This is a genomic window from Streptomyces sp. NPDC002206, from assembly GCF_053593595.1.
Genome location: NZ_JBSFCW010000007.1, coordinates 153542 through 176786, shown reverse-complemented (window position 1 = coordinate 176786; position 23245 = coordinate 153542). Strand labels below are relative to the sequence as shown.

General features: G+C 69.9%; 20 protein-coding genes. 8 read left to right on the top strand and 12 right to left on the bottom strand.

Annotated features, from left to right (window positions below):
* Window positions 1-10: 10 nt before the first annotated feature.
* The 3 genes from ACWCP8_RS16360 to panB all read right to left on the bottom strand — a co-directional run bounded on the left by ACWCP8_RS16360 (window position 11) and on the right by panB (window position 2929).
* The gene (locus ACWCP8_RS16360) at window positions 11-862 is read right to left on the bottom strand and encodes an ABC transporter permease (protein ID WP_267005469.1); all 852 of its coding nucleotides are present in this window, start codon (window positions 860-862) and stop codon (window positions 11-13) included.
* A complete protein-coding gene (locus ACWCP8_RS16355; protein ID WP_352266889.1) occupies window positions 859-1875 on the bottom strand; it encodes an ATP-binding cassette domain-containing protein in 1017 nt (338 codons plus the stop codon). The genes ACWCP8_RS16360 and ACWCP8_RS16355 overlap by 4 nt, the downstream gene beginning before the upstream one ends.
* Window positions 1876-2044: 169 nt before the next feature.
* Window positions 2045-2929 (bottom strand): 3-methyl-2-oxobutanoate hydroxymethyltransferase, encoded by an 885-nt coding sequence (gene panB, locus ACWCP8_RS16350; protein WP_352266888.1) that lies wholly within the window; start codon window positions 2927-2929, stop codon window positions 2045-2047.
* A 156-nt stretch (window positions 2930-3085) separates the two neighbouring features.
* Here panB and ACWCP8_RS16345 point away from each other — a divergent pair, with 156 nt between their 5' ends.
* The 4 genes from ACWCP8_RS16345 (at window position 3086) to ACWCP8_RS16330 (ending at window position 8058) form a co-directional block, all read left to right on the top strand.
* Complete coding sequence (locus ACWCP8_RS16345; protein ID WP_451116488.1) at window positions 3086-4717, top strand: DHA2 family efflux MFS transporter permease subunit; 1632 nt, start codon at window positions 3086-3088, stop codon at window positions 4715-4717.
* A gap of 127 nt (window positions 4718-4844) precedes the next feature.
* Window positions 4845-5507, top strand: coding sequence for a TetR/AcrR family transcriptional regulator (locus ACWCP8_RS16340; RefSeq protein WP_451116626.1), 663 nt, complete (start codon window positions 4845-4847; stop codon window positions 5505-5507).
* Window positions 5508-5802: 295 nt separating this feature from the next.
* Complete coding sequence (locus ACWCP8_RS16335; protein WP_382830387.1) at window positions 5803-6720, top strand: endonuclease/exonuclease/phosphatase family protein; 918 nt, start codon at window positions 5803-5805, stop codon at window positions 6718-6720.
* 120 nt (window positions 6721-6840) lie between these two features.
* Window positions 6841-8058: an MFS transporter gene (locus ACWCP8_RS16330; RefSeq protein WP_451116486.1), complete on the top strand. Its 1218-nt coding sequence runs from the start codon at window positions 6841-6843 to the stop codon at window positions 8056-8058.
* Window positions 8059-8183: 125 nt separating this feature from the next.
* Here the strand turns inward: ACWCP8_RS16330 and ACWCP8_RS16325 are convergent, their stop codons facing one another.
* From ACWCP8_RS16325 to ACWCP8_RS16300, 6 genes are all read right to left on the bottom strand, one after another.
* Window positions 8184-9938, bottom strand: a complete 1755-nt coding sequence (locus ACWCP8_RS16325; RefSeq protein WP_451116484.1) for an NAD+ synthase — start codon at window positions 9936-9938, stop codon at window positions 8184-8186.
* A 78-nt stretch (window positions 9939-10016) separates the two neighbouring features.
* Window positions 10017-11654 (bottom strand): multicopper oxidase family protein, encoded by a 1638-nt coding sequence (locus ACWCP8_RS16320; RefSeq protein WP_352266883.1) that lies wholly within the window; start codon window positions 11652-11654, stop codon window positions 10017-10019.
* Between the two features lie 62 nt (window positions 11655-11716).
* Window positions 11717-12121, bottom strand: a complete 405-nt coding sequence (locus ACWCP8_RS16315; protein ID WP_352266882.1) for a hypothetical protein — start codon at window positions 12119-12121, stop codon at window positions 11717-11719.
* Between the two features lie 82 nt (window positions 12122-12203).
* Window positions 12204-12629, bottom strand: coding sequence for a CBS domain-containing protein (locus tag ACWCP8_RS16310; RefSeq protein ID WP_352266881.1), 426 nt, complete (start codon window positions 12627-12629; stop codon window positions 12204-12206).
* 137 nt (window positions 12630-12766) lie between these two features.
* The gene (locus ACWCP8_RS16305; protein ID WP_451116481.1) at window positions 12767-13537 is read right to left on the bottom strand and encodes a DUF305 domain-containing protein; all 771 of its coding nucleotides are present in this window, start codon (window positions 13535-13537) and stop codon (window positions 12767-12769) included.
* Window positions 13534-14211 carry a DUF3105 domain-containing protein gene (locus tag ACWCP8_RS16300; RefSeq protein WP_352266879.1) on the bottom strand — a complete coding sequence of 226 codons (678 nt, stop codon included), beginning with the start codon at window positions 14209-14211 and terminating at the stop codon, window positions 13534-13536. Before ACWCP8_RS16300 ends, ACWCP8_RS16305 begins: the two co-directional genes overlap by 4 nt.
* A 240-nt stretch (window positions 14212-14451) precedes the next feature.
* Between ACWCP8_RS16300 and glnA the strand changes: the two genes are divergently transcribed.
* The 3 genes from glnA to ACWCP8_RS16285 all read left to right on the top strand — a co-directional run bounded on the left by glnA (window position 14452) and on the right by ACWCP8_RS16285 (window position 17305).
* Window positions 14452-15813, top strand: coding sequence for a type I glutamate--ammonia ligase (gene glnA, locus ACWCP8_RS16295; RefSeq protein WP_352266878.1), 1362 nt, complete (start codon window positions 14452-14454; stop codon window positions 15811-15813).
* Window positions 15814-16075: 262 nt separating this feature from the next.
* Window positions 16076-16291 (top strand): hypothetical protein, encoded by a 216-nt coding sequence (locus ACWCP8_RS16290; RefSeq protein ID WP_352266877.1) that lies wholly within the window; start codon window positions 16076-16078, stop codon window positions 16289-16291.
* Between the two features lie 201 nt (window positions 16292-16492).
* Window positions 16493-17305 (top strand): putative protein N(5)-glutamine methyltransferase, encoded by an 813-nt coding sequence (locus tag ACWCP8_RS16285; protein ID WP_352266876.1) that lies wholly within the window; start codon window positions 16493-16495, stop codon window positions 17303-17305.
* Between the two features lie 114 nt (window positions 17306-17419).
* Here the strand turns inward: ACWCP8_RS16285 and ACWCP8_RS16280 are convergent, their stop codons facing one another.
* Entirely contained in the window at window positions 17420-17935 is a 516-nt protein-coding gene (locus ACWCP8_RS16280; protein WP_451116478.1) for a pyridoxamine 5'-phosphate oxidase family protein, read from the bottom strand.
* Window positions 17936-18072: 137 nt separating this feature from the next.
* Here ACWCP8_RS16280 and ACWCP8_RS16275 point away from each other — a divergent pair, with 137 nt between their 5' ends.
* Window positions 18073-21063, top strand: a complete 2991-nt coding sequence (locus ACWCP8_RS16275; RefSeq protein ID WP_352266874.1) for a bifunctional [glutamine synthetase] adenylyltransferase/[glutamine synthetase]-adenylyl-L-tyrosine phosphorylase — start codon at window positions 18073-18075, stop codon at window positions 21061-21063.
* Between the two features lie 84 nt (window positions 21064-21147).
* On the opposite strand, the gene ACWCP8_RS16270 is transcribed toward ACWCP8_RS16275, so the two are convergent.
* Together ACWCP8_RS16270 and ACWCP8_RS16265 are read right to left on the bottom strand one after the other, a co-directional pair.
* The gene (locus ACWCP8_RS16270) at window positions 21148-22080 is read right to left on the bottom strand and encodes a phosphatase PAP2 family protein (RefSeq protein ID WP_352266873.1); all 933 of its coding nucleotides are present in this window, start codon (window positions 22078-22080) and stop codon (window positions 21148-21150) included.
* A 74-nt stretch (window positions 22081-22154) separates the two neighbouring features.
* Window positions 22155-23222: a LacI family DNA-binding transcriptional regulator gene (locus ACWCP8_RS16265; RefSeq protein ID WP_352266872.1), complete on the bottom strand. Its 1068-nt coding sequence runs from the start codon at window positions 23220-23222 to the stop codon at window positions 22155-22157.
* Window positions 23223-23245: the final 23 nt, after the last annotated feature.

The window sequence follows — 23245 nt, the reverse complement described above, 5'->3', positions numbered from 1 at the left end:
GGTCCCGTCCTCAGGTCTTCTTGCGGAACTTGGAGACCGCGAGCGGCGCCGTCACCAGGGTGATGGCCGCGGCCCAGCCGAGCGTCAGCCACACCGAGTGCGCCACCGGACCGCCGAGCATCAGTCCACGCGCCGCGTCCGCGAGATTGGACAGCGGGTTGTAGTCGGTGAACGACCGGAGCCAGCCGGGCATCGTCGTCGGCGGCGCGAAGATCGAGGAACCGAACTGCAGGGGCATCATCACCAGGAACCCCATTCCCTGAACCGCCTGGGCCGTCTTCAGTGACAGCCCCAGCAGCATGAAGATCCACATGATGGCGACGCCGAACGCCGCCGAGAGACCGACAGCCGCGAGCAGACCGAACACCGAGGTCTTGAGCTGCATGCCGATCAGGAAGCCCATGCCCAGCAGGATCACCGTGGCGACCATCATCCGGCCGAGCTCGACCACGATCTTCGCGATGAGGACCGAGGAACGGGCGATCGGCATCGTCCGGAACCGGTCCATGACCCCCTTGCGGAAGTCGTCGTTGACACCGGTGCCGACCGCCATGGCGATGTTCATGCCCATCATCGCCATCAGCCCGGGGATCACGTAGTTGATGTACGTCTGCCGGTCCCCGCCCAGGCTCGCGCCGACGGAGCCGCCGAAGACGTACACGAACAGCAGCGTGAAGACGATCGGCATCAGGAGCGCGTCGAACATCGACTCCGGGTCCTGCTTGATCTGGAGCAGATTGCGCCGCACCAGCGCGCCGATGTGCCGCAGATTGCTGCGCAGCCCGATCCGGCCCTCGTCGTGGAGGACCTTCGCCGGTGCGGAGCCGGTCGGGGCGTCGGGGGTCAGAGTCGCCGTGCTCATGCCGGGACCTCCTCGGGGATCGTGTCGGTCACGGACAGCGAGGTCTTCTCACCGGTGATGGCAAGGAACACCTCGTCCAGGCTGGGCAGCGCGGTGGCGATGTGCGCGACGGAGAGACCCCGACCCGCGAACAAGCCGATGACGGCGGTCAGTTGTTCGTCGCTGAGGATCGGTACGTACAGCATTCCCTCGTCCGGGACGGCCTGCGAACCGGCGACCCCGTCGAGACCGGCCTCCGCGAGTGCCTGGACCATGGCGGGCAGCTGGGCCGGGTCCGTGGGCCGGATCTGCAGGGTGCGGCCGCCGACCTTCGCCTTGAGCTCGTCGACCCCGCCGTTGGCGATGATCCGGCCCTTGTCGATGACGGTGAGCTCGTTTGCGAGCTGCTCGGCCTCTTCCATGTACTGGGTGGTGAGCAGCACGGTCGCCCCCTCCGCGACCATCCGCTGCACCTCGTCCCAGACCTCGTTACGGGTCCGGGGGTCGAGTCCCGTCGTCGGCTCGTCCAGATACAGCACGGCCGGGCTGCCGATCATCGAGGCGGCCAGGTCGAGCCGGCGCCGCATGCCGCCGGAGTAGTTCATCGCGGGCCGCTTGGCGGCTTCGGTGAGCGAGAACCGCTCCAGCAGCTCGTCGGCGCGGGCCCGCGCGGTCTTGCGGGGCAGGTCGAGGAGGCGCCCGATCATATAGAGGTTCTCCCAGCCGGAGAGCTTCTCGTCGACCGAGGCGTACTGGCCGGTCAGGCCGATGATGCGGCGCAGCTGCCGGGGCTGCTTCAGCACGTCGTAGCCCGCGACGGTGGCGTGGCCGGCGTCCGGCACGATGAGGGTGGAGAGGCAGCGTACGAGGGTGGTCTTGCCGGCGCCGTTGGGGCCGAGCACACCGAGGACGGTGCCCTCGCGCACGTCGAGGTCCACGCCGTCCAGTGCCTTGGTCTCGCCGTAGTGCTTGACCAGCCCCCGCACCTCGACGGCGTTGCCGCCGGTCCTGGGGTTCTTGTCGATTCGCGTCATGCCCACTATGGGAACATCCGCCACCGACAGTCCACCGACATTCTGCCGACAGGGGGCCTGCGGTGGCACCTGCAGGCCACCGATACGCGCCGACAGCCCGCCGATGGGGGAAGTCGGCGGGCTGTCGTGGTGCGGGCAGTGGTCAGTGATCCCCCGGAGGGGACAGGCCCTAGTGGAAGGTGTGTTCCGGCGCCGGGAACGTGCCGCCGACGACCTCGTCCGCGAACTCCTTCGCCGCGTCGCCGAGCACCTTGCGCATGTTCGCGTACTGCTTGGTGAAGCGCGGTACCTTGCCGCCGGTCAGCCCGACCATGTCGGTGTAGACCAGCACCTGGGCGTCGGTGTCCGGACCGGCGCCGATGCCGACGGTCGGGATCTGCAGACTGCGGGTGATCTCGGCGGCCACCTCGGCCGGTACGAGCTCCAGGACGACGGCGAACGCCCCCGCGTCCTGTGCCGCCTTGGCGTCCCGGATCAGTCGGTGCGCGGCCTCGTCGCTGCGGCCCTGCACCCGGTAGCCCATGGTGTTCACGGACTGCGGGGTCAGCCCGAGGTGCGACATGACCGGGATGCCGGCCGACACCAGCAGCTCGGTCTGCGCGAGCGAACGCTCGCCGCCCTCCAGCTTCACCGCACCCACGCCGGCCTCCTTGACCAGCCGGGTGGCGTTGCGCAGGGCCTGGACGGGCCCTTCCTGGTACGCCCCGAAGGGCAGGTCGCCGACGATGAGGGCGCGCTTGGTGCCCCGTACGACCGCGGCGGAGAGGATGGCGATCTCGTCCATCGTGACGGGCACGGTGGTCTCGTAGCCGAGATGGCAGTTGCCCATGGAGTCGCCGACGAGCATGACCGGGATGCCGGCCTCGTCGAAGACGGACGCGGTCATCGCGTCGTAGGCGGTCAGCATGGGCCACTTCTCGCCACGCTCGGTGGCGGCGGCGATGTCATGGACGGTGATGCGGCGGGTGCTCTTGCCTCCGTACAGCGCCTTGCTGCTGTCGGTGAGGGCCCCCGCGGGGGTTGCGGGCTGGTTCTGCGCAGCCTGAAGCGTCATTGCCAACGGCTCCTTCGTCATCTCGAGGCGCCCTGACGGCGTCCCCGGACCGGTTCCATGGTGGCATCCCGGGCCGTCCTCGGGAAGTGGGCCCTCTCGGCAAAGACTTTCCAATACGAGACGGTCTCGTATCGAAAAAGGGCTAGGCTCCCTGCCATGTCGATACCGTCCGGCCCTCCCGCGGCCGCGTCCCAAGTTCCCGAAGCGATCCACCGTCGCCGCTGGGCGATCCTCGTCGTTCTGATGTTCAGCCTGCTCATCGTGGTGCTGGACAACTCGATCCTGAACGTCGCGGTCAAGACCATCGCATCCCCGGCGCCCACCGGGCTCGGAGCCACCCAGAGCGAGCTGGAGTGGGCGATCAACTCCTACACGCTCGTCTTCGCCGGACTGCTCTTCACCGCCGGTCTGCTCGGCGACCGCATCGGACGCAAGAAGGTCCTGCTCTTCGGCATCCTGCTGTTCGGTATCGGCTCGGCCCTCGCCGCGATGTCCGGCTCGCCCGGCGAACTCATCACCTGGCGCGCCGTGATGGGCTTCGGCGCCGCGTTCGTGATGCCCGCCACCCTCGCCATCCTGATGAACGTCTTCGAGCGCGACGAGCAGCCCAAGGCGATCGGAATCTGGGCCGGCAGCGTCGGCCTGGCCATCGCCATCGGCCCGATCACCGGCGGACTGCTGCTCGAACACTTCTGGTGGGGCTCGATCTTCCTGGTCAATGTGCCCGTGGTGATCGTCGCGCTGATCGCGATGGTGGTGCTGGTGCCGGACTCCCGGGACCCGAAGCCGGGCCGGATCGACCCGCTCGGCGTCGTACTCTCCATCGTCGGCCTGGTCCTGTTGGTGTTCGGCATCATCCGCGGCGGCGAACTCGCCGACTTCGCCGACCCCGTCGTGCTTCTGTCGATCATCGGCGGCCTGGTCGTCCTGGCCGGCTTCGTCTGGCACGAGAAGCGCAGCAGCCACCCGGCCATCGATGTCTCGTACTTCAGGAACGGGGCGTTCTCCGCCGCCGTCGCCGCTGTGGCGCTGGTCTTCTTCGCGCTGATGGGGGTGACCTTCTTCTCCGCCTTCTACCTGCAGAGCGTGCGTGGCTACAGCGCCCTGCAGTCCGGGCTGCTGATCGTGCCACTGGCCGCCGCACAGATGATCTTCGCGCCGCGCGCCCGGCTGGTCGTCCAGCGGTTCGGCGCCCGTGCGGTGTGTACGGTCGGGATGCTGCTGGTCGCGGCCGGACTGCTGGCCTTCACACTGTTCGACGCCGATACCCCCGTCTGGGTGCTGTGCGTGGTCTTCTTCGTCCAGGGCACCGGCATGGCGCACGTCATGCCTCCCGTCACCGTCGCCGTGATGCAGGCGCTGCCGCGCGAGAAGGCCGGCTCCGGCTCGGCCATCAACAACACGTTCCGGCAGGTCGGCGGGGCGCTCGGGATCGCCGTCCTGGGCTCGGTGCTGTCCACCGTCTACCGCGGTGACATCGAGGGCCACCTCGGTACGCTGCCGGCCCCGGCCAGGGACGCGGCGGGGGAGTCGATCGAGGCGACGCTCGCCGTCGCGGAGAAGCTCGGCCCGGCGGGCCGCCCGCTGGTCGCCGCGGCGAACGACGCGTTCCTCGGCGCCATGCACGTCACCGCCGTCGGCTCGGCCTCCGTCGCCCTGCTCGGCGCCCTGGTGGTCGGCCTGTTCCTGCCGGGCCGGCCGCCCGCCGGGCAGCCGGCCGGCGAGGGCGAGGGCGACCGGACCGTGCCCGCGGGCGGGCCGATGACGACCACGGCCGCCGACAACTGAGAACGGACGCCGCGGGCGGCCCAGGACACTCCCGGGCGCCCGGGGCGTCGAGCAGGACACCTCCCGCGTCGGCGAGAATCGGGGTGGGGGGGCGGACGGGTGCGGCGAGAGGTGGAACCACGTGCAGATGCAGGACGAGGAGCTGGAACCGCGGCGCGGCCGACCGCGCAGCGTGGCTGCCGAACGGGCCATCCTGGACGCCGTCGTCGAACTGCTGGAGGCCGGTGAACCGCTGGCCGGTCTGTCCATCGAGCGCATCGCCCGGACCGCGAAGGTCGGCAAGGCCACCATCTACCGGCGCTGGAGCGGCAAGGAAGAGCTCTTCGTCGACGTACTGCGCGACATCGAACCCCCGGAACCGACCGTCTCCGGCACTGCCGGGCTCACCGATCTGCGGCTGATGCTGGAGTCGCTGCGCAGGCGCGGACTCGCCCAGCGCTCATCGGTCTTCCTCCACAACGTCTTCGTGCAGATGAAGAGCCACCCCAAGCTGTGGACCGAGTACCACTCCACGGTGATCGAACCCCGCCGCGTAGCGATGCGGGCCGCCGTGCAGCGGGCGGTCGACGCGGGGGAGCTCCGCGCGGACCTGGATGTGGAGCTGATGGACGACCTGTTCGTCGGCCCCATGCTGGTACGGACCATTCACCGACCCGATGCGCCACTGCCGGAGGATCTCGCCGACCGCATCATCGGGGCCCTGGTGGAGGGCCTGGCACCGCGGGCCGCCGCTGCCCCCGAACCCGCACGGGCCCCCGCCACATCCGGCAAAAGCGCAGGCCACGGCTGACTCGCCCGGATCCGCCCGAGTGTGCGCGTTCTGTCACAAGGCCCCGCAGAGTCCTTCCGGCCGGAACTTGCCGGTCCATGTCCTTCGTCCTCGTGGCAGTACAGCCGTCGTCGACGGCAGGAAAGACATCGCTCATCCCCTAGGGTCAGGGGCGCGGCGATGTGCACGGCAAGGCAGTGAGGACAGCGCGATGGTGCAGGCGTACAGGGCGGACACCGAGATCGGCAGCGCGGAACCGCAGCGCACCGGATCCCGGTTCCAGGGCCTGCGCGACAGATGGACCGACGGCAAGGGCATGTGGTGGCGCGGCATCGTCCTCGCCGTCTGCGCGGTCCTGCTGACCCTCGTGATGATCTTCCACGCGGAGATCCCGAACACCATCGGCAACCTGGGCAGCCTCTCCGAGACGTTCCTGCCGTGGTTCGGCCTGTTCATTCCCCTGCTGCTGATCCTGGGCCTGGTGCGCCGCTCCGCGACCGCGCTGATCGCCCTGCTGCTGCCGGTCGTGGTCTGGCTCAATATCTTCGGCGGGCTGCTCACCGACAAGTCGGGCGGCGGTGGCGACCTCACCGTCGCCACCCACAACGTCAACGCGGACAACCCCGACCCCGCGGGCACCGCCCGGCAGGTCGCGGGCTCCGGTGCGGACGTCATCGCCCTGCAGGAGCTGCCGCCCGGCCAGGTTCCGGCGTACGAGTCGGCGCTCGCCGCCCGCTATCCGTACCACGCGGTCGAGGGGACGGTCGGCCTGTGGAGCAAGTACCCGATGAGCAGCACCCGGCCCGTCGACATCAGGATGGGCTGGACCCGGGCGATGCGTTCCACGGTGGCCACACCCGACGGCGAGGTCGCGGTCTATGTGGCCCATATGCCGTCCGTGCGGGTCAAGCTGAACGCCGGATTCACCGCCAGCCAGCGGGACGAGAGCGCGGACGCGCTCGGTGAGGCCATCGCCGACGAACGGCTCGGCAGGGTGATCCTGCTCGGCGACCTCAACGGCACGATGAACGACCGCTCGCTGAACGCGGTCACCTCCCAGTTGCGGTCCACCCAGGGCGCGGCAGGCGACGGCTTCGGCTTCAGCTGGCCGGCGTCGTTCCCGATGGCCCGGATCGACCAGATCATGGTCAAGGGCGTCGAGCCGATGTCGTCCTGGACGCTTCCGGCGACGGACAGTGACCACCTGCCGATCGCCGCCCGCGTCGCACTCTGACGAAACGGTCCGTTCACCTCGTGGCACAAACCGTCTGAGAGTATTTGTTCCAATCGGGAACAAGGAGCGGCCGGCGAGAGCGCCGGCGGGCCGGGATCTCCTGCGGAAAGGTCTCTCCTCATGCCGCTGGCTCTTCTAGCGCTGGCCATAAGCGCCTTTGGCATCGGCACCACGGAGTTCGTGATGATGGGCCTGCTGCCCAATGTCGCGGACGACCTGGGCACATCCGTGCCCACCGCGGGCTACCTCGTATCGGCGTACGCGCTCGGTGTCGTCCTCGGCGCCCCCCTGCTCACCGCCATCGGCTCCCGGGTCCCGCGCAAGCGGATGCTCCTGCTGCTGATGGCCCTGTTCACCCTCGGCAACCTCGCCTCCGCGCTCGCCCCCGGCTTCGGCTGGCTGGTCGCCGGCCGGTTCCTCGCCGGGCTGCCGCACGGCGCGTTCTTCGGCGTCGGCGCGGTCGTCGCCGCGCGGCTGGTCGGCGAGGGGCGGCAGGCGAGGGCCGTCGCGACGATGTTCCTCGGCCTCACCGTCGCCAACATCGTCGGCGTACCGGCGGCCACGCTGCTCGGCCAGCACCTCGGCTGGCGCGCGACCTTCCTGGTCGTCGGGGTGATCGGGCTCGGCTCGATGGCCGCGCTCGCCCGGCTCGTTCCGCACATACCGGTCGGCGCGCACCAGGGTCTCGGCCACGAACTGCGCGCCCTCGGCAACCGGCAGGTGCTGCTCGGCCTGCTCACCGCCGTCCTCGGCTTCGCCGGGGTCTTCGCCGTCTATTCGTACCTGTCGGCCATGACGACCGAGGCGATGGGCTTCGGCGAGTCCTCGGTGACGCTGGTGCTGGCGCTGTTCGGTATCGGCATGACACTCGGCGCACTCGCCGCCGGACCCCTGACCGACCGCGCGCTGCGGCCCACGCTGTACGGCTCCCTGGCCGCGCTTGCGGTGGTCCTGGCGGTCTTCCCGTTCGCCGTGCAGGTGAAGTGGGCGGCGCTGGTGATGGTCGTCCTGCTCGGCGGGGTCGGGTTCATGACCACGACGCCGCTGCAGATGCTCGTCATGAACAAGGCGAAGGACGCCCCGACGCTGGCCTCCGCCTCCAACCACTCGGCGTTCAACCTCGCCAACGCGGGCGGCGCCTGGCTGGGCGGCGCGGCGATCGCGGCGGGCTGGGGCTGGACGTCCCCGGCGCTGGTGGGCGCGGTCCTGACGGTGGCGGGCCTGGCAGTGGCGGTCACGGCGGGCGTGCTGGACCGTGGCGGGCCGGGCGAGTCCCGGGTGGTGGCGGGCGCGGGTACGCGGGGTGCGCGGGACGGAAGCCACGCGGACGTGGTCTGAGGGCGGCGCTCGGCCCGGATCAAGCCCGTCGAGGGGGCCCGTGCCCTTCGGGCCATGGGGGCTTGAGGACGAAACGGCTGCCGGAGCGGCCCGGCTCTCATCGAAACCGGCCCGCCCCGCACCGTTCAGCCCGACTCGCGCCACCGATTCGTGATCGGCAGCCGCCGGTCCTTGCCGAACCCCTTGGCCGAGATCTTCGTACCCGGCGGGTACTGCCGCCGCTTGTACTCCGCCGTGTCCACCAGCCGCAGCGTCTTCGTCACCAGCGCCTCGTCGAACCCGGCTGCCACGATCGTGTCCAGCCCCAGGTCCCGGTCGACGTACATCTCCAGGATCCGGTCCAGTACGTCGTAGTCGGGCAGCGAGTCCGTGTCGACCTGGTCCGGCCGCAGCTCGGCGCTGGGCGGCTTGGTGATGGAGGCCTCCGGGATCGGCGGCGTCCGGCCGCGTTCCTCCGCGGCCCGGTTGCGCCACTTCGCCAGGCGGAAGATCGACGTCTTGTAGACGTCCTTGATCGGCCCGTACGCGCCGACGGAGTCCCCGTACAGCGTCGAGTAGCCGACCGCCAGCTCCGACTTGTTGCCCGGCGCCAGGACGATCTGGCCCTCCTGGTTGGAGACGGCCATCAGCATCGTGCCGCGCAGCCGCGACTGCAGGTTCTCCTCGGCGAGACCGGTGAGCCCCAGCGACTCCATGTAAGCGTCGAACATCGGCTCGATCGGTACGGTGCGGAAGTTCAGCCCGGTGCGCCGCGCCAGTTCCGCCGCGTCGCCCTTGGAGTGGTCCGAGGAGTACTTCGACGGCATCGAGATCCCGTACACGTTCTGCGCACCCAGCGCATCGCACGCGATGGCGGCGACGAGCGCCGAGTCGATCCCGCCGGAGAGCCCGATCAGCACACTGCTGAAACCGTTCTTCGCGGCGTACGCGCGCAATCCCACGACGAGTGCCGAGTACAGCTCCTCGTCGTCGTCGAGCCGCTCCGCGTAGCCGCCGGTCAGTTCCGCCTCGTAGGCCGGGACGGGCTTGTCGGAGAGGACCACGTGGTCGATCCGCAGGCCGTCGTTGACCACCCCGGACGGCGCCTCGGGCGAGGCGGCCGGCAGGTCCAGGTCGAGGACGACGCTGCCCTCGGCGAACTGCGGGGCCCGGGCGATCACCTCGCCGTCCTTGTCGACGACGATCGAGTCGCCGTCGAAGACGAGCTCGTCCTGGCCGCCGATCATCGCCAGATAGGCGGTGGTGCAGCCGGCCTCCTGGGCCCGCTTGCGGACCAGTGCCAGCCGGGTGTCGTCCTTGTCCCGCTCGTACGGCGAGGCGTTGATCGACAGCAGCAGCCCGGCCCCGGCGGCCCGGGCGGCCGGCACGCGGCCGCCGTCCTGCCAGAGGTCCTCGCAGATCGCGAGTGCCACATCGACACCGTGGACCCGCACGACGGGCATCGAGTCGCCCGGCACGAAGTACCGGAACTCGTCGAAGACGCCGTAGTTGGGCAGGTGGTGCTTGGCGAAGCTCAGGGCGATCTGCCCGCGGTGCAGCACCGCGGCGGCGTTCTGCGGCGCCCCGGCGGGCTGGCCGTAGCGGGGCTGGGCCTTCTCGGAACGGTCGAGATATCCGACCACGACCGGCAGCTCCCCGAAGCCCTCCGCGTCGAGACGGGCGGCGAGCGCACGCAGCGCTTCCCGCGACGCCTCGACGAATGACGGCCGCAGGGCCAGGTCCTCGACGGGGTAACCGGTCAGCACCATCTCGGGGAATGCCACCAGATGGGCGCCCTGTTCGGCGGAGTGCCGGGTCCAGTGGACGATCGCCTCGGCATTGCCGGCGAGGTCACCGACGGTCGAGTCGATCTGATTCAGTGCGAGGCGTAGTTGAGGCACGCGGCTCAGTCTAATCGTCTTTCTGACGCGATGTCCCGGCGGGCCGCGCCACCGCAGCCGCGGCCCGCCGGGGCCGGGTCACCGGCGGTAGCCGAGGACCGTCATCATGTTCGCGTTCGAGTGGTAGACGTTGTGGCAGTGGAGCATCCACAGCCCCGGGTTGTCCGCGTCGAACTCCACGGCCACCGAGCTGTTGGGCAGGACGACCGCCGTGTCCTTGCGCGCCCCGGGAGCCCTGTCGAGCACCGAACGCGGTCCCGCGGATCCCGCGAGTGCGAACGTGTGCCCGTGCAGGTGGACCGGGTGCCACATCTCCGTGATGTTGTAGAACTCCAGCCGGACCCGCTCGCCCGCCTTGACCGGATGGCGCCAATCGGGGTCGTACCTCCTGTGGTCGAAGCCCCAGTCGAACGACCTCATGCTGCCGGTCAGCTTGATCCGGATCGTCCGGTCGGGCTCCCGGGCGGCCAGTGCCACGGACTTGTCCGCCTTCAGCTCGGGGGCCGACACCAGCTGCCCGTTCAGCTCCTTCGGCCGTACGGAGGCCTTCGGCGCCGCGCCACCGCCGGTACGGAGCACGGCCAGCGCCGACATGTCCCTCCCTTCGGCGACCGCCGTCAGCGGGAACACCCCGTCCCCGGCGGTGACCAGCACGTCGTACCGCTCGCCCATGCCCAGCAGCAGAGCGTCCGTCGTGGTGTGCCGGACCGGGAAGCCGTCGGCGTGCGTGATGGTCATCCGGTGGCCGCCGAGCGCGACGCGGAAGGGGGTGTCGCCGCCCGCGTTGATGATGCGCACCCGGATCCGGTCGCCGGGCTTCGCGGTGAATGTGGTCGGGTCCTTCGGAATGCGGCCGTTGATCAGGTAGTGCGGGTAGGCGACATCGCTCGCTGCGCCGCGGAGCAGTTCGCTCCTGGCGTCCATCAGCACCCGCGAGGGCCCGGACCCGGAACCGGACTTGTCATCGGACCCGGAGGCCCCGTGATCCATCCCCTCCATGCTGCCCATACCGTGGGAGAGCTCGTTGAGCACCGCGTCCGGCGTGGAACCGTCCACCCCGTCGACCCAGTCGTCGAGCATGACGACCCACTCCTTGTCGTACGACAGGGGCTCCTTCGGGTCCTCGACGATCAGCGGAGCGTACAGGCCACGGTCCTGCTGCACGCCCACGTGCGGGTGGAACCAGTACGTCCCCGTCTGTCGCACCGCGAAGCGGTAGGCGAACTCCGCGCCCGCCTTGATGCCCGGCTGTGTCAGACCGGGGACGCCGTCCATGTCGTTGCGCACATGGAGGCCGTGCCAGTGCAGCGTGGTCGACGTCGGCAGATGGTTGGCGAGAGTGACTGCCAGAGTGTCGCCCGCGGTGATCCGGAGCTCCTTGCCGGGCAGCCGGTCCCCGTACGCCCAGGAGGGGACGGTGAGACCGCCGCCCAGATCGAGGCGGGCCGGGGTGGCGGTGAGGTGGAACTTCCGTACCGGACCGGAGCCCCGCTTGGCCTCGACTGCCGCGACCTCCTCGCCGTTGGGCGCAACGTACTCGCCGTGGCTCTTCACCGGGGACGACGGCTTCCGGGTCATGTCGTTGTGGTTCATGCCGCCGGGGTTCGCGACGGGCTTGGCCACGTCCTTGCCGCTGGAACAGGCGGCCAGAACTCCCGTTCCGGCCAAGGCGATTCCGGCGCCGAGCACGGCGCGTCGAGTGTGCTGAGTGCGCATGACTGGGTACACCTCATGGTGTCGTTGGGGTGCAGGGGGAGGGATGCGGAGCGCGCCGCTCCTTATATCCGCAGCACCGACGACCTGCCGTGCGCAGCCATTTCGGGTGGGGAAAGGGACCGCAAGAAGCGCAACAGCGGCGCCCCGGCGGCCCGGAGGAGATGATCCGCGGGCCGCAGCGCCATCAGCCAGACGGCCAGCAGGGTGACACCCCAGGCGCCCAGCACCGCTGGACAGACCCCCATGGGGTCCATGCCGTCGCCCCTCGGCGCGGGCAGGACAGAGGCGTGCCCGGGCGAGGGTTCAGCCACTGAGCCTGCCCCGTGAGCCCCGCTGTCCGTCGTCACCACGGTGTCCCGGCCGTGGTGTCCTGTCGGATGCCCGACGGTATGCATGATGAAAATCCCGAACAGCAGCGCAGCGAACAGCAACAACTGTCCGTACGTCGCACTCATCTTCGGGCCCATGTCGAGCACACTACCCCCGCCGGGTATACCCCGCACGGCGGCCCGACACCCCCGTCGTCCCGGGCGCCGGGCCGCCGTTCGGTCAGCTGGGGGCGTAGACCTTCTCGACCCAGAGCGCGATCTGTTCCTCGGAGAGGTGCTGTGCCAGATCCGCCTCGCTGATCATGCCTATCAGCTTCTTGTTCTCGACCACGGGAAGGCGACGGATTCGATTGCTCTGCATTTCCTCCAGGACCTGGTCCACGCCTGCGTCGGCTTCGATCCAGCGGGGAGTGCCCTGGGCGAGGTCACCTGCCGTCACCTTCGACGGATCGTGGCCCATCGCCACGCAGTCGAGCACGATGTCGCGGTCCGTGAGGATGCCGATCATCCGGTCCTGCTCGCCGCTGGCCGAGATGGGCAGCGCGCCGACGTTGTGTTCGCGCATCAGCTGGGCGGCCCGGTCGAGCGTTTCGTGCGCCGGGATCCACTGGGCCCCGGTGTGCATGATGTCCTTGGCGGTGGTCATGGGGATTCCTCCTGGTGCCGGTGGGCATGCCGTTGCGACCCCGAGAGAACCATCGTCATGCGGCCGTTCGGGTTACGCGACCGGGGTCACCCATTCGGGTGCATCCCCCGGCGCCACGGGCGCCGGGGGACCGGTGACTACCTGGGCTCGGCCCCGCGCGCCGACAGCATCTGCGCCATTGCGTCCAGCTCGGACTGCTGGGCCTCGACCATGCCCTGGGCGAGCCGTCTCTCCGCTTTCACCGTACAGAGCTCGGCGCAGCCGCGCGCCATGGCGACGCCGCCCTTGTGGTGGTCGGTCATCAGCTGGAGGTAGAGGATCTCGGCCTGCTTGCCGTCGGCCTTCCTCAGCCGGTCGAGCTCGGTCCGGGTGGCCATGCCGGGCATCAGAGCCCCGTCGTGCGCCGTGAACCCACTGCCCGACCCGGCCGTCATGTCACCCATGCCGGCCATGCCATCCATACCGGCCATGTCGTGGCCGTCGCCCGCGCTGCGGCCACCGTGATCACCGTGGGTGGCCATCCACGCCATCGACTCCTGCCCGGCGACGGCCACCTTCGGCAGCTCCCACAGATCCAGCCAGCCGAGCAGCATGCCCCGCTGGTTGGCCTGTGTGTTGGCGATGTCGTACGCGAAGCGGCGTACATCCTCGTCCTGCGTACGGTCACGCACGATGAAGGACATCTCCACGGCCTGCTGATGGTGGACCGCCATGTCGCGCGCGAACCCGGCGTCGGCCGAATCGGTGGCGGGCGCCCGGACCGCCGCCGAGGCGGCCTGCGGCTGCTTCCCGTCCGCCGTGTCGCCCCGTGCCGCGGCGACCGTCGCCGCGCCCGCGAAGAGCAGCGCGAGCGCGACGGCGGAGCCCGCCGCCCACTGGGTGCGGCGGGTACCTCGCGCAGCGCTCACTGGGCCCCTACTCCGCCCGTGCACGCGGCACCCGGCTCAGGTGTCTGTGCCCCCTGCACGAACTTGGCGAAGAACTGGTCCACCCGCCGGTCGTCGGCGCTGTCCACGGTGACCTGGTTGCCCCAGGCGCTCAGTGTGATCGTGCCGGCCTGGTCCTGATACGGACTCATCAGCGAGTACGGCGTCTTCCCGACCCGCTCCGCGAGCGCGGCGACGTCGGCGTCCGACGCCTTGTCCGTGTACGTCACCCACACCGAACCGTGCTCCAACGAGTGCACGGCGTTCATGTCGGGGATCGCCTTTTTGTATACCTCGCCGTCGCAGTTCATCCAAACGGGGCTGTGGTCACCGCCGACCGGAGGCTTCATCGGGTACGTCACGGTCGTGGTGACGTGGTTACGGGTCAGCTTCTTCGCATTCCACGTCTTCAGCCCCTTGATCGGCTCGGAGGCCAGCTTCTTCTTCTCCGTCGCGTCCGCCTTCGCGTCCTGCGCCGTGTCCGCGTGCTTCTTCTCCGCGGCCTCGGACTTGTCCAGCAGCACGGACGTACCGAAGCCGACCAGACCTGCGACGACGACGACGCTCAGCCCTATGGCCAGGACACGGTTGCGACGGTCACGCGCCCGGTCGGCGTTGCGCATCTGCTCTATGCGGGTCCTGCGGTCGAAGCTCATGTCGTCAGGTCCTTCTGCGAAGGGGAGGGGGCAGGAACAGGTCAGGAATCCGGTACACACGGGGCAGTTGCGAGGCCGCTCCACCCCTCGGGTTCCATGGGCGCAGATCGTAGTGGGTGGCCGAGTGCTCCATCTCACGTCGAGTGCGTAATCTGGGTGAAATCCCGGGTCGTGATACTGGAGTCTGTCCCCTACCCCGGGCGGTGGTGCACAGACCGTCTGAACTGCAAGGATGTGGCTATGGACAAGCAGCAGGAATTCGTCCTCAGGACACTCGAGGAGCGCGACATCCGCTTCGTGCGCCTGTGGTTCACCGATGTGCTCGGCTACCTCAAGTCCGTTGCCGTGGCGCCCGCCGAGCTGGAGCAGGCGTTCGACGAGGGCATCGGCTTCGACGGATCGGCCATCGAGGGCTTTGCCCGGGTCTACGAGTCCGACATGATCGCCAAGCCGGACCCCAGCACCTTCCAGATCCTGCCCTGGCGCGCGGAGGCCCCCGGCACCGCGCGGATGTTCTGCGACATTCTGATGCCCGACGGCTCGCCGTCCTTCGCCGACCCGCGCTATGTACTCAAACGCATTCTCGCCAAGACCTCCGACCTGGGCTTCACCTTCTACACCCACCCGGAGATCGAGTTCTTCCTGCTCAAGAACAAGCCGGTCGACGGCAGCCGGCCCACCCCGGCCGACAGCTCCGGCTACTTCGACCACACCCCGCAGAACGTCGGCATGGACTTCCGCCGCCAGGCGATCACCATGCTCGAATCCATGGGCATCTCGGTCGAGTTCAGCCACCACGAGGGCGCTCCCGGCCAGCAGGAGATCGACCTGCGGTACGCGGACGCGCTCTCCACAGCCGACAACATCATGACTTTCCGTCTGGTCATGAAGCAGGTCGCGCTGGAGCAGGGCGTGCAGGCGACCTTCATGCCGAAGCCGTTCTCGGAGTTCCCCGGCTCCGGTATGCACACCCACCTCTCCCTCTTCGAGGGCGACCGCAACGCGTTCTACGAGTCGGGCGCCGAGTACCAGCTGTCCAAGGTCGGCCGCTCCTTCATCGCGGGCCTGCTCAAGCACGCCGCGGAGATCTCCGCCGTGACGAACCAGTGGGTCAACTCGTACAAGCGCATCTGGGGCGGCTCGGCCCGCGCCGCGGGCGCCGGCGGCGAGGCCCCCTCGTACATCTGCTGGGGCCACAACAACCGCTCCGCCCTGATCCGCGTCCCGATGTACAAGCCCGGGAAGACCGGTTCGGCCCGCGTCGAGGTCCGCTCCATCGACTCCGGCGCCAACCCCTACCTGACCTACGCGGTACTGCTCGCCGCGGGCCTCAAGGGCATCGAGGAGGGGTACGAACTCCCGGCCGGCGCCGACGACGACGTCTGGGCGCTGTCCGACGCCGAGCGCCGCGCGATGGGCATCGAGCCGCTGCCGCAGAACCTGGGCGAGGCGATCGCGCTGATGGAGAAGAGCGAACTGGTCGCCGAGACGCTCGGTGAGCACGTCTTCGACTTCTTCCTCCGCAACAAGAAGCAGGAGTGGGAGGAGTACCGCAGCGAGGTCACCGCCTTCGAGCTGAAGGCCCTGCTGCCGGTGCTGTAGGACCAGGTCAGCGTTGGTTCGAAAACGTATGTGGCTTCGGGCCGACGGTCTCGTACCGTCGGCCCGAAGTCGTCTCACTCGCCCTGGGCCGTCTGCAGGACGACCGCTGCGAAGCAGGTGGAACGGGCGGAGGCAGACCGGTTGCCGGTCCTGACGGCTGTCGCGGGAACGCGCAGGTTCGGCCCGGGACTCTGGACGAGGTGTGTCCTGCGGGCGACAATGCGGCCAGGGCAGGGGTGTGGGCCCGGACCCGGGGGGATTCATGGCACACGTGTTGGTGCTGCTCGGTGGGCTGCTGGCGCTGATCGTCGCGCTCGTCGTCAAGCTGCAGCTGAAGGCGCGGCGCAGGACCGAGAACTTCGACGGGCAGGAGATCGAGCGGCAGGCCCGCGAAGCGATCCGGCACACCCGCGCGAACAACACCTCGGCGTCGGTCCACAACCGGTTCTTCGACGGCGGTGGCGGCCGCCGCTCGTGACCGGCCGTCCAGGCGTCCGGCCCGTGGCGGGCACCGGGACTCGATTCCGGTAGTGTTGCCGACCCCAGCACGGGGACATACCGAGGAGGTGAGACCCATTACCGCTGTATCAGGCTGGGTGCTCACCTCTCGCGATTGCGTGGTCGGACCGGTATAGGCGGACCGCGGAGCACTCATCGGCATTCCGAAAGGCTCCGCTCCATGTCGCTTTCCTCGACACCGCTCCCTTACTCCGTCATCGTCAACAGACTTCGCGCCGCCGGCTGTGTATTCGCCGAGGACGAGGCGGAGTTGATCCTCTCCACGGCCGCGGACCCGGCCGAGCTCGCCGCCATGGTGGACCGGCGGGCAGCCGGACTTCCCCTCGAACACGTCCTCGGCTGGGCCGAGTTCCGCGGTCTGCGGATCGCTGTGGACCCTGGTGTCTTCGTTCCCCGGCGCCGTACCGAATTCCTCGTCGACCAGGCCGTCGACCTCACCCGCCCCGCGGACGGACCCGCTGTCGTCGTCGATCTGTGCTGCGGTTCGGGTGCGCTGGGCGCCGCACTCGCCGCCGCCCTGGACCGGGTCGAACTGCACTCCAGCGATGTCGAACCCGCCGCGGTGCGGTGCGCGCGCCGCAATGTCGCCGGTGCGGGAGAGGTGTACGAGGGCGACCTCTTCGAACCGCTTCCCGCCTCGCTGCGCGGCCGCGTCGGGATTCTGCTCGCCAATGTGCCGTACGTCCCCAGCGAGGACGTCGAACTCCTGCCGGCTGAGGCCCGGGTCCATGAACCGAGGGTGGCGCTCGACGGTGGGGGCGACGGGCTCGATGTGCTGCGCCGAGTGACCGCCGAAGCGCCTCAGTGGCTGGCGCCGGGCGGACATCTGCTGGTCGAGACGAGCGAACGGCAGGCGGCACGGGCCGAGGAGACCGTCGCCCGGAGCGGACTGATTGCGCGGGTGGTCACCTCCGACGAGCTGTACGCGACCGTCGTCATCGGCACCAGGCCCGGTACCGGGGACGTCAGGTAGCCCGCCCCGGGGCGGCTGAGCGGCCCCCCACTCAGCCGCAGTGCGGATCCGCCTCGGCAGGCTTCGCGGGGGGACGGCGGTGGTGCGGGCCCGGCACACCGCACTGGACACCGTTCAGCCGAAGCGCCAGCGGGTCTGGCTGTACGGTTCGCCCTTGCCGAAGCCGAACGCCGTGCGCGGGACCACCTCGAACACCTCCGCGCGGCCCCCCGCAGCGTTGGCGAACGCGCCCGCGCGGACCTCGAAGTGCCAGTCCGCGTCGTACTTCGCCTCCCAGAGTTCCGCCAGCCGGGTCAGCCGCGCCTCGTCCGTCACCCGGTCCGCCCGGCCCTCGACCACCACGTCGAAGCCCTGGTGCAGCGTGTTGGTGCCGGTCGTCACCACGACCTCCGGGTTCGTCGCCAGATTCCGTGCCTTGCGCTCGGCCGGGCCCGTGCAGAAGTGCAGCGCGTCGTCCGACCAGAGCCCGATCAGCGGGGTGACGTGCGGGCGGTCGTCCGGCCGGACCGTGGACAGCCAGAACACCTCCGCCCGCGTCAGCACGGCAACCGCCTCCGACCACGGTCGGGCCGTCGCGCCCTTGTCGCTGTAGCCGGGATGCAGCTCGGCGATGGGCTGGTGTCCGGACACGGTGACCTCCTCCTGAGCGGGTCCTGAAAGCGATCGTGCCTGCGAAGTGTGGACCGCGCACCCGCTCCGAATTCATGGGCGCGGGGCTAGGCTCGGAGAGCTGGAAAGTGATCGGGCGGCGAGCAGGAGAGCACGGAATGACGACGGTGCCGGGGCGCAGGAGCAGTATGTTCACCAGACTGCTGCGGCACGGTTTCACCGACCCGTCCGCCGCCGAGCGGCTGCTGGACCTGCCGGCTCTGTCGACGGTACGTACCGACTCGGTCCTGCTCGACGCGCTCGGGGCGACCGCCGACCCCGATCTGGCGCTGAAGGGGCTCGTCCGGCTGGTGGAGGCCGTGGACGCCGACGAGCGGCGGGTCCTGCTGGACACACTCATCACCGCCAAGCCGCTGCGGGACCGGCTGCTCGGGGTGCTCGGGGCGTCCGAGGCGCTCGGCGACCATCTGGCGCGCCATCCCCGCGACTGGCACGCGCTCGTCACGTACGAGGCCACCGATCTGCACCCCGGAGTGGCCGAGTTCGAGCACGAGCTCGCCCGGGCCGGCGATCCGGACTCGCTGCGCGTCGCCTACCGCCGGTGCCTGCTGGCCATAGCGGCCCGTGATGTGTGCGGTACGACGGATGTCGCCGAGACCGCCGCCGAACTCGCCGACCTGGCGACCGCGACGCTGCGCGCGGCGCTCGCCATCGCCCGCACGGCCGCCCCGGAGGACGCCGCTGTGTGCCGCCTCGCGGTCATCGCGATGGGCAAGTGCGGCGGCCACGAACTGAACTACGTCTCCGACGTCGACGTGATCTTCGTGGCGGAACCGTTCGACGGCGCCGAGGAGAGCAGGGCCGTGCAGGGCGCCACCCGACTGGCGGCGCACATGATGCGGATCTGTTCGGACACGACCGTCGAGGGCACCATCTGGCCGGTCGACGCCAACCTCCGCCCGGAGGGCCGCAACGGGCCGCTCGTACGGACACTGTCCTCGCATCTCGCCTACTACCAGCGCTGGGCCAAGACGTGGGAGTTCCAGGCGCTGCTCAAGGCCCGGCCGGTGGCCGGCGACCCCGAGCTGGGCGCCGAGTACGTCGACGCCGTCTCGCCGCTGGTGTGGCAGGCCGCGGACCGGGAGAACTTCGTCGGTGACGTACAGAAGATGCGCCGCCGCGTCGTCGACAACATCCCCGCCGACCGTGTCGACCGGGAGATCAAGCTGGGACCCGGTGGACTGCGGGATGTCGAGTTCGCCGTACAGCTGCTCCAGCTCGTGCACGGCCGCAGCGACGCCTCCCTGCACAGCGGCTCGACCCTGGAGGCCCTGCGGGCGCTCGCCGGGGGCGGTTACGTCGGGCGGGTGGACGCCGCGCAGCTCGACGACGCGTACCGGTTCCTGCGCGCCATGGAGCACCGCATCCAGCTGTACCGGCTGCGCCGGACCCACCTCGTCCCCGAGGACGAGGCGGATCTGCGCCGGCTCGGGCGCTCCCTCGGGATGCGTACGGACCCCCTCACCGAGCTCAACCAGGAGTGGAAGCGGCACGCGTCCGTGGTGCGGCGACTGCACGAGAAGCTGTTCTACCGGCCGCTGCTGGACGCGGTCGCCCAGCTCGCGCCCGGCGAGACCCGGCTCAGCGCGAAGGCCGCCGGACACCGGCTCGAAGCGCTCGGGTACGCCGATCCGGCCGCCGCGCTCCGGCACCTGGAGGCGCTGTCGTCCGGGGTTTCCCGCAAGGCCGCCATCCAGCGCACTCTGCTGCCGGTGCTGCTCGGCTGGTTCGCGGACTCCGCCGACCCGGACGCCGGGCTCCTCGGCTTCCGCAAGGTGTCCGACGCGCTCGGCAAGACCCCCTGGTACCTGCGGCTGCTGCGCGACGAGGGCGCGGCCGCGGAGAACCTCGCCCGCGTCCTGTCGGCCGGCCGGCTCGCCCCCGACCTGCTGCTGCGGGCCCCCGAGGCGGTGGCGATCCTCGGCGACCCGCAGGGGCTGAAGCCGCGCAGCCGCACCCATCTGGAGCAGGAGGTCCTCGCCGCGGTGGGGCGGGCGGACGGCGCCGAGTCCGCAGTCGCGGTGGTCCGCGGGGTGCGACGGCGCGAACTGTTCCGTACGACGGCCGCGGACCTCATCGGCTCGTACGGCACGGAGGAGAACCCCGCCGAACCCGACCCCGGCGCACTGGTCGACCGGGTCGGCAACGCGGTCACCGATCTGAACGCCGTCACGCTCGCGGGCGCGCTGCGTGCCGCCGTACGCGAACAGTGGGGCGACACCCTCCCCACCCGGTTCGCGGTCATCGGCATGGGCCGGTTCGGCGGCCACGAGCTCGGTTACGGCTCCGACGCCGACGTCCTGTTCGTGCACGCGCCGCGCGAGGGCGTCGACGAACAGGAGGCCGCCAGGGCCGCCAGCACCGTCGTCGGCGAGATGCGCAGGCTGCTGCAGCTGCCCACCGCCGATCCGCCGCTGATGATCGACGCGGATCTGCGGCCGGAGGGCAAGAGCGGCCCGCTGGTCCGGACGCTGAAGTCGTACGAGGCGTACTACCGGCGGTGGTCGCTGGTCTGGGAGAGCCAGGCCCTGCTGCGCGCCGAACCGATGGCGGGCGACGAGGACCTCGGCCGCGAATTCATCGAGCTGATCGCTCCGCTGCGCTACCCGATGGAAGGGCTGGGGGAGGACGCGGTCCGCGAGATCCGTCGCCTCAAGGCCCGGATGGAGTCCGAACGGATGCCACGCGGCGCCGACCCGACGCTCCACACGAAGCTGGGGCGCGGCGGGCTGAGCGACGTCGAGTGGACGGTCCAGCTGATGCAGATGCAGCACGGCTGGGTGGAACCGGGCCTGCGCACGACCCGCACCCGCGAGGCGCTGGCAGCCGCGTGTGCGGCCGAACTGATCTCGGCTGAGGACGCGCAGACCCTGGACGAGGCCTGGGTGCTCGCCACACGGGTCCGCAACGCGGTGATGCTGGTACGCGGCCGCCCCGGGGACACCTTCCCGTCCGGCCCGCGCGAGCTGACGGCCGTGGGGCGCTATCTCGGATACGAACCGGGTCATGTCGGCGACATGCTCGACGACTACCGGCGGATCACCCGGCGGGCGCGGGCGGTGGTGGAGGAGCTGTTCTACGGGGCGTGAGGGCGTCGACGAACCACGGCAGCCGGCGATGTCGAGGCCGGGCGGCCATGTCGGCCCGTCCGGCGATTCGGGGGAGAAATCCGGTTACCGGCGCACCGGTGCCTCCGCGGCCGGCTGCCCGACCCTGATCGGCGCTCCCGGGCCGAGCGCCGAGAGTCTGGCCCCGGCAGGGCGCGTGACCCGCTTCTGAAGGTGGTGCGGCAGCGCCCCGTACCAGGCGAACGACACCGCGTAACCGAACGCCAGGCAGGTCATGCCGCCCACCGCGTCCAGCCAGAAGTGGTTGGCGGTCGACACGATCACGATCAGTGTGGTCGCCGGGTACAGCAGGCCCGCGATGCGTGCCCACGGCGCCGACGCCAATGCGTAGATGGTCAGGCCGCACCACAGCGACCAGCCGATATGCATCGACGGCATCGCCGCGTACTGGTTCGACATGTTCTTGAAGTTGCCCGAGGCCATCGAACCCCAGGTGTGGTGCACCAGCACGGTGTCGATGAAGTGGCCACCGTTCATCAGGCGCGGTGGCGCCAGCGGATACAGGTAGTACCCGAGCAGCGCGACGCCCGTGGTCGCGAACAGCACCAGGCGCGCTGCCGCGTAACGTCCGGGATGGCGACGGAACATCCACATCAGCACACCGATGGTGACGACGAAGTGCAGTGTCGCGTAGTAGTAGTTCATCGAGACGATCAGCCATGTCACGGAGTTCACCGCATGGTTGACCGACTGTTCGACGGCGATGCCCAGGTACTTCTCCACCGACCAGAGCCAGTCGGCGTTGCTGAGTGCCGCGGCCTTCTGCTCGGGGACGGCGTTGCGCACCAGCGAGTAGACCCAGTAACTCACCGCGATCAGCAGAACCTCGAAATAGATGCGCGGCCGGCGAGGGTTCCGCAGCGAACGGAGGCGCGCCAGCCTGTCGTTCCGCGTCGCCTCGGGAGCCGCCTCGTCCGCGATGGGTGACGGGGTGGCCGCCGGTCGGCCGTCCTGTGACTTCACGCTCACTTCACCCATAGGCGTCGATTCTTTCAGTTGCGTCCCACTTCCCGATCATCCTCCGGTCGGGTTCCGGTTGCACATCATGCCCCCTAAAGGCGCGCGTGCGACCCTGATTCCGTTCCGGAAGCAGAGGCCGGATCGGGGCCGGGGCCCGCGGCCGTTGAACCGCGGACGACCAACTCCGGCATGAAGACGAACTCGCTGTGCGGGGCCGGTGTGCCGCCGATCTCCTCGAGCAGGGTGCGCACGGCGGCCTGGCCCATCGCCGTCACCGGCTGACGGATCGTGGTCAGCGGCGGATCGGTGAACGCTATGAGCGGCGAATCGTCGTAGCCGACGACCGACAGGTCGCGCGGCACCTCCATCGACAGCCGGCGCGCGGCCCGGATCGCACCCAGCGCCATCATGTCGCTCGCGCACACCACCGCCGTGCACCCGCGCTCTATCAGCGCCGAGGCGGCCGCCTGGCCGCCCTCCAGCGTGAACAGCGAGTGCTGGATCAGCGCCTCCACCTCGTCCGAGGTGAGGTTCAACTGCTCCTGCACGGTGGAACGGAACCCCTCGATCTTGCGGAGCACCGGAACGAAACGCTTGGGCCCGACGGCAAGACCGATCCGCTGATGGCCGAGCGAGACCAGATGCGTCACCGCGAGCCGCATCGCCGCCCGGTCGTCGGGCGAGATGAACGGCGCCTGCACCTTCGGCGAGAAGCCGTTGACCAGCACGAAGGGCACACCCTGGGCACGCAGTTGCTCATACCGCTGCATATCGGCCGACGTGTCGGCATGCAGCCCGGAGACGAAGATGATGCCGGAGACGCCACGGTCGACGAGCATCTCGGTGAGTTCGTCCTCGGTGGAACCGCCGGGGGTCTGAGTCGCCAGCACCGGTGTATAGCCCTGCCGCGTCAGCGCCTGGCCGATGACCTGGGCGAGCGCCGGGAAGATGGGGTTCTCCAGCTCGGGCGTGATCAGCCCGACCAGTCCCGCGCTGCGCCTGCGCAGCCGTACCGGCCGTTCGTAGCCGAGGACGTCGAGCGCGGCGAGGACGGATTCGCGGGTGGCTGCAGCAACACCTGGCTTGCCGTTCAGTACACGGCTGACCGTAGCCTCGCTGACCCCCGCCTGAATTGCGATATCGGCAAGCCGTGCGGTCATGGGAGTGGACTGTACCGGGCGCG